Below are 13,340 nucleotides of genomic sequence, written 5' to 3'. Positions count from 1 at the left end.
AGCAGTTGGGGGCGGACATCGTCCGCACGGCGGATCCGCTCCCGGCCGGGATGATCCGCGGGACGGAGGCGCCTCCCGTACGGGTCCGCCCGGGTACCGCCTGGACGGGACTAGGGGTCGGACGCCGCCAGCACGTACTCTTCTCTACGTGTTCCGACGTCGTTCCCAGGATGCCCCCGCCGCTGCCACCGCACTCGCGGAGGAGCAGGCCCCCCAGTCCCGCGACCCGCAGGCGCCCAAGGGCAGGCCCACGCCCAAGCGCAGCGAGTCCCAGGCCAACCGGCGCACCCGCGCCTCCGTCCCCAAGGACCGCAAGGAGGCGGCCCGCGAGGGACGCGCCCGGATGCGCTCCGAGCGGGAGAAGCAGCGCCTGGCGCTGCTCAGCGGTGACGAGCGGGCCCTGCCGCCCCGCGACAAGGGACCGGTCCGCCGCTTCGCGCGCAACTATGTGGACTCCCGGTTCACCGTCGCCGAGTGGTTCCTGCCGTTCGCGGTGGTGATCCTCATCCTCAGCGTGCTGCACAACCCGGGCCTGCAGTTCGTCTCGCTGATGCTCTGGCTGCTGATCATCCTCGGGATCGTGCTGGACTCGCTCCGCCACGCCCTGGGGCTGCGCAAGCAGCTGCGGGAGCGGTTCCCCAGCGAGAGCCACCGCGGGGTCACCGCCTACGCGCTGATGCGCACCCTGCAGATGCGGCGGCTGCGCCTGCCCAAGCCGCAGGTGAAGCGGGGGGCCACGCTCTGAGCGCGGCTCCGGTCCCGCACTGGCCGGCTTCGCTGCCCGTGCAGGGCGGCGGCGGCCACGACAACCTGCCCGCCCCGGCCTCGGGAGTCACCCCCGGCGCCGGGGCGTGGCTCTCCCGGCAGGGCAACCTGCGCACCACGGTGCGCCAGGAGCTGGTCGCCCGGCAGCTCGACGAGCAGCTGACCGGGCACTTCGGGCAGGACCACGGCCGGCAGCTGCGGGTGCTGGACTCCGGCTGCGGCCAGGGGACCCAGGCGCTGCGGCTGGCCCGCGCCGGGCATCTGGTCACCGGGCTCGACCCCGATCCGGTCACCCTGGGCGCCGCCCAGGCCGCCCTGGCGGCTGAACCCCCGGAGGTACGGGCCCGGGTGCGGCTGCTGGGCGGCGACGGCCGCGAGTGCGGCCGCTGGTTCGGGCCCGGCAGCTTCGACCTGGTGCTCTGCCACGGCGTCCTGATGTACCTGCCGGAGCCGGGCCCGATGCTGGCCTCACTGGCCAGGGTGCTGGCCCCCGGCGGGCTGCTGTCGCTGCTGGTGCGCAACGGCGGTGCACCGGCCATGCGTGCCGGCCTCACCGGCGACTGGCGGGGCGCGCTGCAGGCGTTCGACGGCGACGGCCACTACACCAACCGGCTGGGGCTGCCGGCCCGCGCCGACCGCCTGGACGGCCTCGCCACCACGCTCAGCGGCATGGATGTGCCGCTGCGGCACTGGTACGGCGTCCGGGTCTTCACCGACGCGACTCCAGACGACGCCCCGCTGCCCGCGGACGGCCGGCAGCTGGCCCAGCTGCTGGACGCCGAGGAGCGGGCCGGCCGGGAGGACCCGTACCGGCAGGTAGCGGCGCTGCTGCACGTGGTGGGCAGCAGGCGCGCTGCGGGTTGATCATCGGCGGGATACAGTCCCATGCATGGACTTTCGTCATCTCGGCCGCAGCGGCCTCGTGATCAGCGAGATCGCCTACGGCAACTGGATCACCCACGGCTCCCAGGTCGAGGAGGAGGCTGCGGTCTCCTGCGTACGCGCCGCCCTGGACGCGGGCATCACCACCTTCGACACCGCCGACGTCTACGCCGAGACCCGCGCCGAGACCGTCATGGGCCGCGCTCTCAAGGGCGAGCGCCGCGAGGGCCTGGAGATCTTCACCAAGGTCTTCTGGCCCACCGGCCCGGGCCGCAACGACCGCGGACTCGGCCGCAAGCACATCATGGAGTCGATCGACGGCTCGCTGCGCCGCCTGCAGACCGACTACGTCGACCTCTACCAGGCCCACCGCTACGACCCCTCCACTCCGCTGGAGGAGACCATGGAGGCCTTCGCCGACGTGGTCAGGTCCGGCAAGGCGCTCTACATCGGCGTCTCCGAGTGGACCGCCCAGCAGATCCGCGAGGCCCATGCGCTCGCCCGTGAGCTGCGCATCCCGCTGGTCTCCAGCCAGCCGCAGTACTCGATGCTGTGGCGGGTGATCGAGTCCGAGGTGGTGCCGACCTGCGAGGAGCTGGGCATCGGCCAGATCGTCTGGTCGCCGATCGCGCAGGGCGTGCTCACCGGCAAGTACCTTCCCGGTGCGGAGCCGCCGGCCGGCAGCCGCGCCACCGACAGCAAGGGCGGCGCCAACTTCGTCTCCCGCTGGCTGCGCGACGACGTGCTGGAGCGGGTGCAGCAGCTGCGGCCGCTGGCCGACCAGGCCGGGCTGTCGCTCGCCCAGCTGGCGGTGGCCTGGGTGCTGCAGAACAGCAATGTCTCGGCGGCGATCATCGGCGCCTCCCGGCCCGAGCAGGTCGGCGAGAACGCCAAGGCGGCCGGGGTCAAGCTGGACGCGGACCTGCTCAAGGCCATCGACGCGGTCCTCGACCCGGTGGTGGACCGCGACCCGGCCCGCACCGCCGAGGGAGCCCCCAAGGCCCGCCCGTAACCCGCACCACGGCGAACCGCCCGGCGCATGCGGCAGCACGCGCCGGGCGGGCAGCACCCTGGCGGCCGGGGGTGCGGGGCCACCGGAGCGGCCCGCCACCGAGGTGGTGGGTCTTCCCCGGCCCCGCACCCCCGCACCGCGGGGCTCCGGATCAGCCCTCGTGCAGGCTCATGGTGTAGACGGCGGTGCCGTCGTCGAGCAGCGCCGCCTGGTCCACCCCGCCCTCCAGCAGCTGCTGCCAGCTCTCGCCGATCCATGACTCGGCGTCGCCCTGGGTCGGGAACTCCTCCTGCCCCTCGGCAGGGGCGACCACGGAGCCGTCGGTCTTCTCGTACCGCCACGTCCACGCCATGCCCGGCTCCTCCCAGTCGACCTGCGCGGCCGTCCACCGCGCTCCACAGCGCAGAGTAGTCGAGCAGTGGCCCGCTGATCACCCACCCCGGCGAAGCGGCAGCCGCGGCCACCGGCCAGGATGAGGGCCATGACGCGCACCCTGATCCTCGGCGGCGCCCGCTCAGGCAAGTCCACCCGTGCCGAGCAGCTGCTGGCCGGCCATCCCGACGTCCTCTACGCGGCCACCGGCGGCACCCGGGAGGACGACGCCGAGTGGGCGCAGCGCGTCGCGCTGCACCGTGAGCGCCGGCCGGCCGGCTGGCGTACGGCGGAGACCTGCGACCTGGAACCGCTGCTGCGCGACGCCGCGGACCCGGCGCCGCTGCTGGTGGACTGCCTGGCACTGTGGCTCACCCGGGTGATGGACGACTGCGGCGCCTGGGACGACGCGGTGTGGGCCGACGGGGGCGAGCGGGCGGTCCAGGCGCGGTCCGCGTCGCTCGCGGCCGCCTGGCGGGACACCTCCCGCACCGTGGTCGCGGTCTCCAACGAGGTCGGCATGGGTGTGGTGCCCGCGACGGCCTCCGGCCGCCGCTTCCGGGACGAACTGGGGCGGCTCAACATGGCCCTGGCGGAGCTGTCGCAGAGTGTGCTGCTGGTGGTCGCCGGGCAGGTCTTGCCGATCCGGCAGGGCTGACCGGTAGCCTTCGGTCACGATGGACAGCATGGACAGCACCGTGGACCTGGATGCCTTCTCCTCTCTGGTGGAGCGGCCCGACGACACCGCCCGGCAGGCGACCGAGGAGCGCTGGGCCTCGCTCGGCGTCCCTCCGGGCGGCCTGGGGCAGCTTCAGCAACTCGGCGGCTGGCTGGCGGGTGTTCAGGGCCGCTGCCCGGTCAGGCCGGTGGAGCAGGCCAAGGTGGTGATCTTCGCGGGCGACCACGGGGTCGCCTCCCTGGGGGTCTCCACGCTCCCCGCAGGCACCACCGCGGACCGGGTCCGGGCGGTGCTGGACGGCGCGGCACCGGTGAACGTCCTGGCGCAGCGGTTCGGCGCCCGGATGCGGGTGGTGGACATGTCGGTGGACGCCGACGCCGACGCCTTCCCCGAGGAGGTCGTCCGCCACCGGGTGCGGCGCGGTTCCGGCCGGATCGACATCGAGGACGCTCTCACCGGCGCCCAGGCCGAGCAGGCGTTCCTGGCCGGTGTGGCCGTCGCCGACGAGGAGGCCGACTCCGGCACCGACCTGGTGGTGCTGGGCGATCTCGGCGTGGGGTCCACCACGGTGGCGGCGGTCCTGGTCGGCGCACTCTGCGGGACCGACGCGGCCGCGGTCACCGGCCGGGGCTCGGGGATCGACGACCGTATGTGGATGGTGAAGTGCGCCGCGGTCCGCGATGCGCTGCGGCGTGCCCGTCCGGTGCTCGGCGACCAGATCGCGCTGCTGGCCGCGACCGGCGGCGCGGACTTCGCCGCCATCACCGGCTTCCTGCTGCAGAGCGCGGTGCGGCGCACCCCCGTCCTGCTGGACGGCGTGGTGTCGGCGGCCTGTGCGCTGGTGGCGCAGCGGATCGCCTTCCGGGCCCCGGAGTGGTGGCGGGCCGGCCAGGCGACCGGGGAGCCGGCGCTGGTCAAGGCGTACGACCGGCTGACCCTTGAGCCGCTGCAGGACCAGCGGATCACCCTGGGCGGGGCGGTCGGTGCGCTGATGGCGCTGCCGCTGCTGCAGGCGGCCTCGTCGATGCCGGCGGAGCTGCCGGAGCAGCCCGAGAGCAAGTGAGCTCATGACGGAGCGCCGTCCGGCGCTGCACGGACTGCGGTTCGCCCTGGGCACACTGTCGGTGCTGCGGGTGCGGGTGGAGCGCTGGGACCGGCCGACCGCCGGTGCGGCGATGCTCTGGGCGCCGCTGGTGGGACTGGTGCTCGGCGCCGCCGCCGCGGCCTGCGGAGCGGCGGTGGCAGTGCTCGGCGGCGGTTCGCTGCTGGCCGCGGTGGCGGCCGTGGGCGTCCTGGCCTGGCTGACCCGCGGCCTGCACCTGGACGGACTGGCCGATGTGGCCGACGGCCTGGGCAGCGGCAAGCCCGCCGAGGACGCCCTGCGCATCATGAAGCAGTCGGACATCGGGCCCTTCGGGGTGCTGACGCTGCTGCTGGTGCTGCTCGGTCAGACGGCGGCGCTGGCCGAGGCCTACGGGTCGGGCGCGCGGCAGGGCGCGCTGGCGGTGCTGACCGCTGCGGTGTCGGCGCGCTGTGCGCTGGGGTGGGGCTGTCTGCGGTCGGTGCCGGCCGCACGGCCGGGCGGGCTGGGTGCGGCGGTGGCCGGGACGGTGGGTCCCGGCGGCGCGGCGGCGGTGACGGTGGGATGGGCGCTGCTGCTGGGGGCGGCGGGGTCCGCGGGCGGTGCGGCGGCGGCGGCGTTCCGTCCGCCGGTGGCGGTGCTGGTGGGGGTGGGCTGCGCATGGCTGCTGCTGCGGCGCTGCACCCGGCGGTTCGGAGGGATCACCGGGGATGTCCTGGGGGCGCTGGCGGAGACTGCGGCGACCGGGTCCCTGCTGGCCATGGTGCTGCTGCCGAAGGCCTTCTGACACAGCGTCGGAAATCGCGGCCTCGCCCCGTGACAGAGCGCCAGGCATGCCCCGCGACATACGGCCGGGCCAGCGTCCCGATGCCTTCCCCGGGGGTCGCGCCACCCGTCGGACGGAGCCGGTGGGCGGCCTGTCGGCCCCACCGGTGCGGCGCCGCCCGCGCGGCCGGGGTACCGTTCCCGCCGGGATCACCCGGGTGGCGGCGGACCGCCGGTGGCGAGTACCCGCCGCACCGGTTGCGCGGCAAGGGCCCTCTCGAGCCGCGACCGTCCAGTATGCGGACTACCATGCGTGGGGCACGGACAGCCCGGGAACCCCTTTACGAAGCCCTCACGTCGTAGCGTCTGACGCGAGGGGGCCGGAAATCGGAGGTCGGGGTCCGCCGACGGCCGAGGCGGCCCGTCTGACCGCTTCCGGCTATGGACCGCACGAGAACAGGACGCATTTACCGTGACTGCATTGTCTGTGAGCACCTCCTCCGCGGCGTCGCTGCGCGTGGACGCCGTCGTCGTCGGCGTGGCAAAGGGCGACAAGGGACTGGTGCCGGCGCCCGGCGCCGAGACGGTGGCCGAGGCCTTCGACGGCCGGCTGGCCGAGATCCTCGACACCCTCGGGGTGTCCGGCGCCGAGGGCGAGGCCGTCAAGCTCCCCGCCCCCGCCGGCCTGAAGGCCGGGTTTGTGCTCGTGGTGGGCCTCGGTGACGCACCCGCGGACGGCGACTTCGGTGCCGAAACGTTGCGCCGCGCCGCCGGTGTCGCCGCCCGTACGCTCGCCGGCAGCCGCAAGGCCGCTCTGGCACTGCCCACCGCGACCCCCGCCGACGTGGAGGCGGTGGCGCTGGGCGGTCTGCTGGGCGCCTACGCCTTCAACGCCTACCGCGCCAACGGCAACGGCAAGGCCCCCGTCGCCGAGCTCACCGTGCTGGCCCCCCGCAAGGGCCAGAAGGAGGCCAAGGCCGCCGCCGAGCGCGCCACCGTGCTCGCGGAGGAGATGAACCGCACCCGCGACCTGGTCAACACCCCCTCCAACGACCTCAACCCCAAGTCGTTCGCCGCCGCGGTGCAGACCGCCGGCAAGGAGCACGGCCTCAAGGTCGAGGTGCTGGACGAGAAGGCGCTGGCCAAGGGCTCCTTCGGCGGCATCCTCGGTGTCGGCCAGGGCTCGGCCAACCCCCCTCGCCTGGTGAAGGTCGCCTACACCCACCCCAAGGCCCGCGCCTCGCTGGCGTTCGTCGGCAAGGGCATCACCTATGACTCGGGCGGCATCTCGCTGAAGCCGGCCGGCCACAACGAGACCATGAAGTGCGACATGTCCGGTGCCGCCGCGGTCTTCGCCGCAGTGGTCGCCGCCTCCCGGCTGGGCCTGGAGGTCAATGTCACCGGCTGGCTGGCGCTGGCCGAGAACATGCCGTCGGGCACCGCCACCCGCCCCGGCGATGTGCTGCGGATGTACGGCGGCAAGACGGTGGAGGTGCTCAACACCGACGCCGAGGGCCGGCTGGTGCTGGCTGACGCGATCGTCCGGGCCGGTGAGGAGAAGCCGGACGCGATCGTGGATGTGGCCACCCTGACCGGGGCCATGATGCTGGCCCTGGGCAACCGTACCTTCGGCATCATGGCCAACGAGGACGGCTTCCGGGACCGGATCTTCGATGCCACCCAGCGGGCCGGCGAGCAGGCGTGGCCGATGCCGCTCCCCGCCGAGCTGCGCAAGGGCATGGACTCGTCGGTCGCCGACATCGCCAACATGGGCGAGCGGATGGGCGGCGGTCTGGTGGCCGGGCTCTTCCTCAAGGAGTTCGTCGCCGACGGCATCACCTGGGCGCACCTGGACATCGCGGGCCCGGCCTTCCACGAGGGCCAGCCGTTCGGCTACACCCCCAAGGGCGGCACCGGCTCGGCCGTGCGCACCCTGGTGCAGCTGGCCGAGGACGCGGCCGCGGGCGAGCTGCTGTAGCCCGGCCGAGATCCGCGCCGATCTGACGCGACCGGGGCCCGGAAGGTTCTCCTTCCGGGCCCTGTCCGCGTTTCGGACACCCTCACCGGACCGGCCGCACCGCTGTGAGCTGCGGCGATATCGCCTCACAGGGGGCGGACAAGGCGGCACGCGCCCCCTGTGAGGTGTCCGCGGGGCGACCCCGGACATCGGCACCCGCGAACAAGTGCGAAGATGTATTTCCGGCACGACTGGGCTCCCCACAAGGGAGCCCGACCCGGTCCCAGACCGGCCGGGCATACGCACCCATGCATGGAGGACGTGACGTGGCGAACGACGCCAGCACCGTTTTCGACGTAGTCATTCTCGGAGGCGGAAGCGGCGGTTACGCCGCGGCGCTGCGCGCGGCCCAGCTGGGGCTTCAGGTCGCGCTGATCGAGAAGGGCGAGCTGGGAGGCACCTGCCTGCACCGCGGTTGCATCCCCACCAAGGCTCTGCTGCACGCGGCCGAGGTGGCCGACGAGACCCGTGAGGCCGCCCAGTTCGGAGTGAAGGCCACCTTCGAGGGCATTGACCTTCCGGGTGTGCACAAGTACAAGGACGACGTGATCGGGGGCCTCTACAAGGGCCTGCAGGGCCTGGTGGCCTCCCGCAAGATCACCTATGTGACGGGCGAGGGCCGACTGTCCTCCCCCACCTCGGTGGATGTCAACGGCCAGCGTTACGAGGGCCGCCACATCGTGCTCGCGACCGGCTCCGTGCCGAAGTCGCTGCCGGGGCTGACCATCGACGGCAACCGGGTGATCTCCTCGGACCACGCGCTGAAGCTGGACTACATCCCCAAGTCGGCGGTGATCCTGGGCGGCGGCGTGATCGGCGTCGAGTTCGCCTCCGTCTGGAAGTCCTTCGGCGTCGACGTGACCATCGTCGAGGCGCTGCCGCACCTGGTGCCGCTGGAGGACGAGGGCAGCTCCAAGCTGCTGGAGCGCGCCTTCCGCAAGCGCGGCATCAAGTTCGAGCTGAAGGCCCGCTTCTCGGGCGTGGAGTACACCGAGTCGGGTGTCCGCGTCTCCACCGAGAACGGCAAGCAGATCGACGCCGACGTGCTGCTGGTCGCCATCGGCCGCGGCCCGGTCTCGCAGGGCCTGGGCTACGAGGAGTCCGGCATCGCGATGGACCGCGGCTACGTCCTGGTCGACGAGTACATGCGGACCAACGTGCCCACCGTCTCCGCCGTCGGCGACCTGGTGCCGACCCTGCAGCTGGCCCACGTGGGCTTCGCCGAGGGCATGCTGGTGGCCGAGCGGCTGGCCGGCCAGCAGGTCGTCCCGATCGACTACGACGGCGTGCCGCGGGTGACCTACTGCAACCCGGAGGTCGCCTCGGTCGGCATCAGCGAGGCCAAGGCCAAGGAGATCTACGGCGCCGAGAAGGTCAAGGTCGCCAAGTTCAATCTGGCCGGCAACGGCAAGAGCAAGATCCTCAAGACCGCGGGCGAGATCAAGCTCGTCCAGGTCGAGGACGGCGCCGTCGTCGGCGTCCACATGGTCGGCGCCCGCATGGGCGAGCAGGTCGGCGAGGCCCAGCTGATCTACAACTGGGAGGCGCTGCCGGCCGAGGTCGCGCAGCTCATCCACGCCCACCCGACGCAGTCCGAGGCCCTCGGCGAGGCTCACCTGGCGCTGGCCGGCAAGCCGCTCCACAACCACGACTGAGCCCAGGACACGCCACCACATCCGCACCGCACGACTGAAGGAGTTCCTGAAACCATGGCGGTCTCAGTAACGCTGCCCGCGCTCGGCGAGAGCGTGTCCGAGGGCACTGTCACCCGCTGGCTGAAGGCGGAGGGTGACCGGGTGGAGGCCGACGAGCCGCTGCTCGAGGTCTCCACCGACAAGGTCGACACCGAGATCCCGGCGCCCGCGTCGGGCATCCTCGCCTCCATCAAGGTCGCCGAGGACGAGACGGTGGAGGTCGGCGCCGAGCTGGCCGTCATCGACGACGGCTCCGGCGCCCCGGTCGCCGCCCCGGCCCCGGTGGCCGAGGCAGCTCCGGTGGCCCCCGCCGCCCCGGCCCCCGCGCCGGTCCAGGCGGCCCCGGCCGCCGCTGCCCCTGCCGCCCCGGCTCCCGCCGGCGACGTCCAGGGCACCCCGGTGCTGCTGCCCGCCCTGGGCGAGTCGGTCACCGAGGGCACCGTCACCCGCTGGCTGAAGGCCGAGGGCGACACCGTGGAGGCCGACGAGCCGCTGCTCGAGGTCTCCACCGACAAGGTCGACACCGAGATCCCGGCGCCCACCGGTGGCGTGCTGCTGAAGATCCTCATCGGTGAGGACGAGACCGCCGAGGTCGGCGCCCAGCTCGCCCTGATCGGTGCCGCGGGTGCCGCCCCGGCCGCTGCCCCGGCCCCGGCCGCTCCGGCTCCCGCCCCGGCTGCTCCGGCCCCGGTGGCTCCGGCCGCCCCGGCTCCGGTCGCCCCGGCCCCGGTGGCTCCGGCCCCGGTCGCCGCTGCGCCTGCTCCGGTGGCCCCGGCCGCTCCGGCTCCCGCCCCCGCTCCGGTGGCCCCCGCCGCCCCCGCCGCGCCGGCTCCGGCCGCCGGTGAGGGCGAGGGCGCCTATGTCACCCCGCTGGTCCGCAAGCTGGCGGCCGAGCAGGGTGTCTCGCTCGCCGACGTCAAGGGCACCGGTGTCGGCGGCCGCATCCGCAAGCAGGATGTGCTCGCCGCGGCCGAGACCGCGCGCGCCGCCGCTCCGGTCGCTGCCGCCCCGGCCGCCGCCAGGCCCGCGCAGGCCCCGTCGCCGCTGCGCGGCCAGACCCTGCCGATGACCCGGGTGCGCAAGGCGATCGCCAAGCACATGGTGCAGTCGCTCCAGGTGTCGGCGCAGCTCACCACCGTGGTCGAGGTGGATGTCACCCGCCTGATGAAGCTGCGGGCCCGGGCCAAGGACGCGTTCGCCCAGCGCGAGGGCGTCAAGCTCTCCCCGCTGCCGTTCTTCGTCAAGGCCGCGGTCGAGGCGCTCAAGGTCCACCCGGTGCTGAACGCCCGGGTGAACGACGACGACACCATCACCTACCACGACGTCGAGAACATCGGCATCGCGGTGGACACCGACAAGGGTCTCTTCGTCCCGGTGATCCACGACGCCGGCGACCTCAACATCGCCGGTATCGCCAAGCGGACCGCGGACCTCGCAGCCCGCACCCGCGACGGCGGCCTCAAGCCCGACGAGCTGGCCGGCGGCACCTTCACGGTGACCAACACCGGTTCGCGCGGTGCGCTCTTCGACACCCCGATCCTCAACCAGCCGCAGGTCGGCATGCTGGGCATCGGCGCCACCGTCAAGCGCCCGGTCGTGCTGGAGACCCCGGAGGGCACCACCATCGGCGTCCGCGACATGGTCTACCTGGCCCTGTCGTACGACCACCGGATCGTGGACGGCGCCGACGCCGCCCGCTACCTGGGCACGGTCAAGGCCCGTCTGGAGGAGGGCGCGTTCGAGGGCGACCTCGGGCTGTAACCCCCCACCCGGGCACTGCGCCCCCGGCTCCCGCTGCGGCGGGGGGCCGGGGGCGCACCCGTTTGCCGGGCGCCCGCGGATATCGCATGCGCGGGCGCGCCGCGGCGGGGATGCTGGTGCCGTGATGTACGAGACGGAGTTCTGGCAGCTGATCGACGACACCCGGGAAGCCTCGGCCGGCGACCCGGACGAACACGCCGACCTGCTGGTGGAGCGCCTGGTCGGACTCACACCCGACGATGTGGTCGACTTCGCCCGCCTCTTCGAGGTCCGGTTCCAGCGGGCCTACCGCTGGGATCTGTGGGGCGCCGCCTATCTGCTGCTGGGCGGGGCGTCCGACGAGTCCTTCGACGCCTTCCGCTGCTGGCTGATCGGATGCGGGCGGGAGGTCTTCGAGGGCGCGCTGCACGATCCGGACAACCTGGCGGAGCTGCTGCCCGGCTTCGACGAGCAGGAGGACGGCTACGCGGAGGATCTCGGCTATGCCGCGGACGAGGCGTACGAACAGCTCACCGGCCAGCCGATCCCGGAGCTTGACGTGGCCGAGCCGCCCGAGCCGGAGGGCCGTCCGCTGGACTTCGAGGACCACACCGTGATGGCCGACCGCTTCCCCCGGCTGTGGGACCGCTACGGCGGCTGACCGGCTCCCGCCGCGGGCGGCTCAGGGCTCCAGCAGCGAGCGGCCCATGCAGACGTCGTCCACATAGGCACCGTCCAGCAGGAACTCCCCGGGCAGCACACCCTCGACCCGGAAACCGCACCGTTCGTAGAGCGCCCTGGCCGGGCTGTTGTGGCCCAGCACCCTGAGGGTCAGCCGGCGGGCCCCCTCGGCGCGTGCGCGCTCGCAGGCCGCCGCCACCAGCGCCCGGCCGATGCCGCGTCCGCGCAGCTCCCCGTCGACGGCCAGCCCCTGGATCTGCCGCACATGGGCGTTGCTCGCCAGCGGGACGGACCGGACGACCCGCACATAGCCCGCGATCCGGCCGTCCGCCAGCTCTGCGACCTGGTACTGCCCGGGGCCGTGCCGCTCGTCGAAGAACGGCGCACCCGCCGGCCGCAGCGGAGCCACATCGCTCAGCCAGGACCAGCAGCGCCGGTCAAGCTCGCCCAGGTCGCGGTCGTCGTCCGCCGCCGCCGGACGGATCATCAGTTCGAGGTCGGACATGCGGATCACTCTAACCACGCCGCATCCGCCGCCTCGCGGTCGCATCCCGGCGCGGCTGGGAGGATGGGGGCATGCGTATCGCTGTCACCGGCTCGTCCGGGCTCATCGGCACCGCCCTGGTCCGCTCGCTGCGGGCCGACGGCCACCAGGTGGTCCGGCTGGTCCGGCACCGCCCGGCGGGCGAGGGCGAGGTGTACTGGGATCCGGTGCGGCAGCAGGTGGACACCCCGGGGCTGGCCGGGGTGGACGCCGTGGTGCATCTGGCCGGCGCGGGGGTGGCCGACCACCGCTGGACGGACTCCTACAAGCAGCGGATCCGGGACAGCCGGGTGCTGGGCACCGCGGCGCTCGCCGAGGCGCTGGCGGAGCTGGCCGTCAAGCCGTCGGTGCTGGTGTCGGGCTCCGCGGTGGGCTTCTACGGGCAGACCGGCGACCGGGTGATCGACGAGGACTCCGCCCCGGGCGACGACTTCCTGGCCGGGGTGTGCCAGGAGTGGGAGGAGGCCGCGCAGCCCGCCGCCGACGCCGGGATCCGGGTGGTGCATCCGCGGACCGGGCTGGTGGTGGCCGCCGGCGGTGGCGCCTGGGGCCGGATGTTCCCGCTCTTCCGGTTGGGGCTTGGGGGACGGCTGGGGTCGGGGCGGCAGTACTGGTCGTTCATCTCGCTGCGGGACGAGGTGGCGGCGCTGCGCTTCCTGATCGAGCGGGAGGAACTCAGCGGTCCGGTGAACCTCACCGCTCCGGAGCCGGTGACCAACGCGGAGGTCACCGCCGCGATGGGCCGGGCGCTGCGGCGGCCGACGCTGTTCGCGGTGCCGGAGGCGGCGCTGCGGGTGGCGCTGGGCGAGTTCGCGGTGGAGGTGGTGGGCAGCCACCGGGTGGTGCCGGCCCGACTGCTGGAGGCGGGGTTCCGCTTCAGTGACCCCACCATCGACGACACCGTCCGCGCCGCCATGCCCGCCTCCTGACGGCGTCCGGCGCTCCCGGCCGTTCCATCCTGCTCCCCCGTACCACAAGGCCTCGCCCTGCACTGGAGTGTCGCCGGAAATCCTCCGTTCCCGCCGAATAAGGCCGGAAGTCTTTGTCTGGGTTGCCGGTTGACGGGGCATCACCAGTGCGGACCGCATCCTGGCCGTCCGACCGGAGG

The 13,340-nt window shown here is 73.6% G+C and carries 12 protein-coding genes and 1 pseudogene; 11 read left to right on the top strand and 2 right to left on the bottom strand.

What is annotated here, in order from left to right; translation table 11 throughout:
* The first annotated feature begins 148 nt into the window (after positions 1–148).
* The 3 genes from AB0761_RS28385 (at position 149) to AB0761_RS28375 (ending at position 2,659) form a co-directional block, all read left to right on the top strand.
* Entirely contained in the window at positions 149–745 is a 597-nt protein-coding gene (locus tag AB0761_RS28385; RefSeq protein WP_377271980.1) for a DUF3043 domain-containing protein, read from the top strand.
* A 128-nt stretch (positions 746–873) separates the two neighbouring features.
* Positions 874–1,629: a class I SAM-dependent methyltransferase gene (locus AB0761_RS28380; RefSeq protein WP_377274363.1), complete on the top strand. Its 756-nt coding sequence runs from the start codon at positions 874–876 to the stop codon at positions 1,627–1,629.
* A gap of 25 nt (positions 1,630–1,654) precedes the next feature.
* Complete coding sequence (locus AB0761_RS28375; RefSeq protein ID WP_377271979.1) at positions 1,655–2,659, top strand: aldo/keto reductase family protein; 1,005 nt, start codon at positions 1,655–1,657, stop codon at positions 2,657–2,659.
* Positions 2,660–2,810: 151 nt separating this feature from the next.
* Here AB0761_RS28375 and AB0761_RS28370 read toward each other — a convergent pair whose 3' ends face one another.
* Positions 2,811–3,011 (bottom strand): hypothetical protein, encoded by a 201-nt coding sequence (locus AB0761_RS28370; protein ID WP_377271978.1) that lies wholly within the window; start codon positions 3,009–3,011, stop codon positions 2,811–2,813.
* A 135-nt stretch (positions 3,012–3,146) separates the two neighbouring features.
* Between AB0761_RS28370 and cobU the strand changes: the two are divergent.
* From cobU to AB0761_RS28335, 7 genes and pseudogenes are all read left to right on the top strand, one after another.
* Positions 3,147–3,689, top strand: a pseudogene (gene cobU, locus AB0761_RS28365) (bifunctional adenosylcobinamide kinase/adenosylcobinamide-phosphate guanylyltransferase); the annotation flags it as partial.
* 28 nt (positions 3,690–3,717) lie between these two features.
* The gene (locus AB0761_RS28360; RefSeq protein WP_377271977.1) at positions 3,718–4,773 is read left to right on the top strand and encodes a nicotinate-nucleotide--dimethylbenzimidazole phosphoribosyltransferase; all 1,056 of its coding nucleotides are present in this window, start codon (positions 3,718–3,720) and stop codon (positions 4,771–4,773) included.
* A 4-nt stretch (positions 4,774–4,777) separates the two neighbouring features.
* Positions 4,778–5,578 (top strand): adenosylcobinamide-GDP ribazoletransferase, encoded by an 801-nt coding sequence (locus AB0761_RS28355; protein ID WP_377271976.1) that lies wholly within the window; start codon positions 4,778–4,780, stop codon positions 5,576–5,578.
* Between the two features lie 450 nt (positions 5,579–6,028).
* Positions 6,029–7,534: a leucyl aminopeptidase gene (locus tag AB0761_RS28350; RefSeq protein WP_377271975.1), complete on the top strand. Its 1,506-nt coding sequence runs from the start codon at positions 6,029–6,031 to the stop codon at positions 7,532–7,534.
* A 305-nt stretch (positions 7,535–7,839) separates the two neighbouring features.
* On the top strand, positions 7,840–9,228 hold the full coding sequence (lpdA, locus tag AB0761_RS28345) for a dihydrolipoyl dehydrogenase (protein ID WP_377271974.1): 1,389 nt from the start codon (positions 7,840–7,842) through the stop codon (positions 9,226–9,228).
* Between the two features lie 54 nt (positions 9,229–9,282).
* The gene (gene sucB, locus AB0761_RS28340) at positions 9,283–11,028 is read left to right on the top strand and encodes a 2-oxoglutarate dehydrogenase, E2 component, dihydrolipoamide succinyltransferase (RefSeq protein WP_377271973.1); all 1,746 of its coding nucleotides are present in this window, start codon (positions 9,283–9,285) and stop codon (positions 11,026–11,028) included.
* 124 nt (positions 11,029–11,152) lie between these two features.
* Positions 11,153–11,668: a DUF4240 domain-containing protein gene (locus AB0761_RS28335; RefSeq protein WP_377274362.1), complete on the top strand. Its 516-nt coding sequence runs from the start codon at positions 11,153–11,155 to the stop codon at positions 11,666–11,668.
* Between the two features lie 21 nt (positions 11,669–11,689).
* Here AB0761_RS28335 and AB0761_RS28330 read toward each other — a convergent pair whose 3' ends face one another.
* Entirely contained in the window at positions 11,690–12,193 is a 504-nt protein-coding gene (locus tag AB0761_RS28330) for a GNAT family N-acetyltransferase (RefSeq protein WP_377271972.1), read from the bottom strand.
* Positions 12,194–12,264: 71 nt separating this feature from the next.
* Between AB0761_RS28330 and AB0761_RS28325 the strand changes: the two genes are divergently transcribed.
* Positions 12,265–13,161 carry a TIGR01777 family oxidoreductase gene (locus AB0761_RS28325; RefSeq protein WP_377271971.1) on the top strand — a complete coding sequence of 299 codons (897 nt, stop codon included), beginning with the start codon at positions 12,265–12,267 and terminating at the stop codon, positions 13,159–13,161.
* Positions 13,162–13,340 lie beyond the last annotated feature (179 nt).

Origin of the sequence: Peterkaempfera podocarpi (assembly GCF_042466665.1) — a bacterium.
Lineage (GTDB): Bacteria > Actinomycetota > Actinomycetes > Streptomycetales > Streptomycetaceae > Peterkaempfera > Peterkaempfera podocarpi.
Note: the sequence above shows the minus strand (reverse complement) of the source record. Positions and strands in the feature narration are given on the sequence as shown.

Coding starts and splice junctions, on each gene's coding strand:
- AB0761_RS28360 (WP_377271977.1), top strand. CDS start 3,718: ATGGACAGCACCGTGGACCTGGATGCCTTCTCCTCTCTGGTGGAGCGG.
- sucB (WP_377271973.1), top strand. CDS start 9,283: ATGGCGGTCTCAGTAACGCTGCCCGCGCTCGGCGAGAGCGTGTCCGAG.
- AB0761_RS28370 (WP_377271978.1), bottom strand. CDS start 3,011: ATGGCGTGGACGTGGCGGTACGAGAAGACCGACGGCTCCGTGGTCGCC.
- AB0761_RS28330 (WP_377271972.1), bottom strand. CDS start 12,193: ATGTCCGACCTCGAACTGATGATCCGTCCGGCGGCGGCGGACGACGAC.
- AB0761_RS28375 (WP_377271979.1), top strand. CDS start 1,655: ATGGACTTTCGTCATCTCGGCCGCAGCGGCCTCGTGATCAGCGAGATC.
- AB0761_RS28335 (WP_377274362.1), top strand. CDS start 11,153: ATGTACGAGACGGAGTTCTGGCAGCTGATCGACGACACCCGGGAAGCC.
- AB0761_RS28355 (WP_377271976.1), top strand. CDS start 4,778: ATGACGGAGCGCCGTCCGGCGCTGCACGGACTGCGGTTCGCCCTGGGC.
- AB0761_RS28325 (WP_377271971.1), top strand. CDS start 12,265: ATGCGTATCGCTGTCACCGGCTCGTCCGGGCTCATCGGCACCGCCCTG.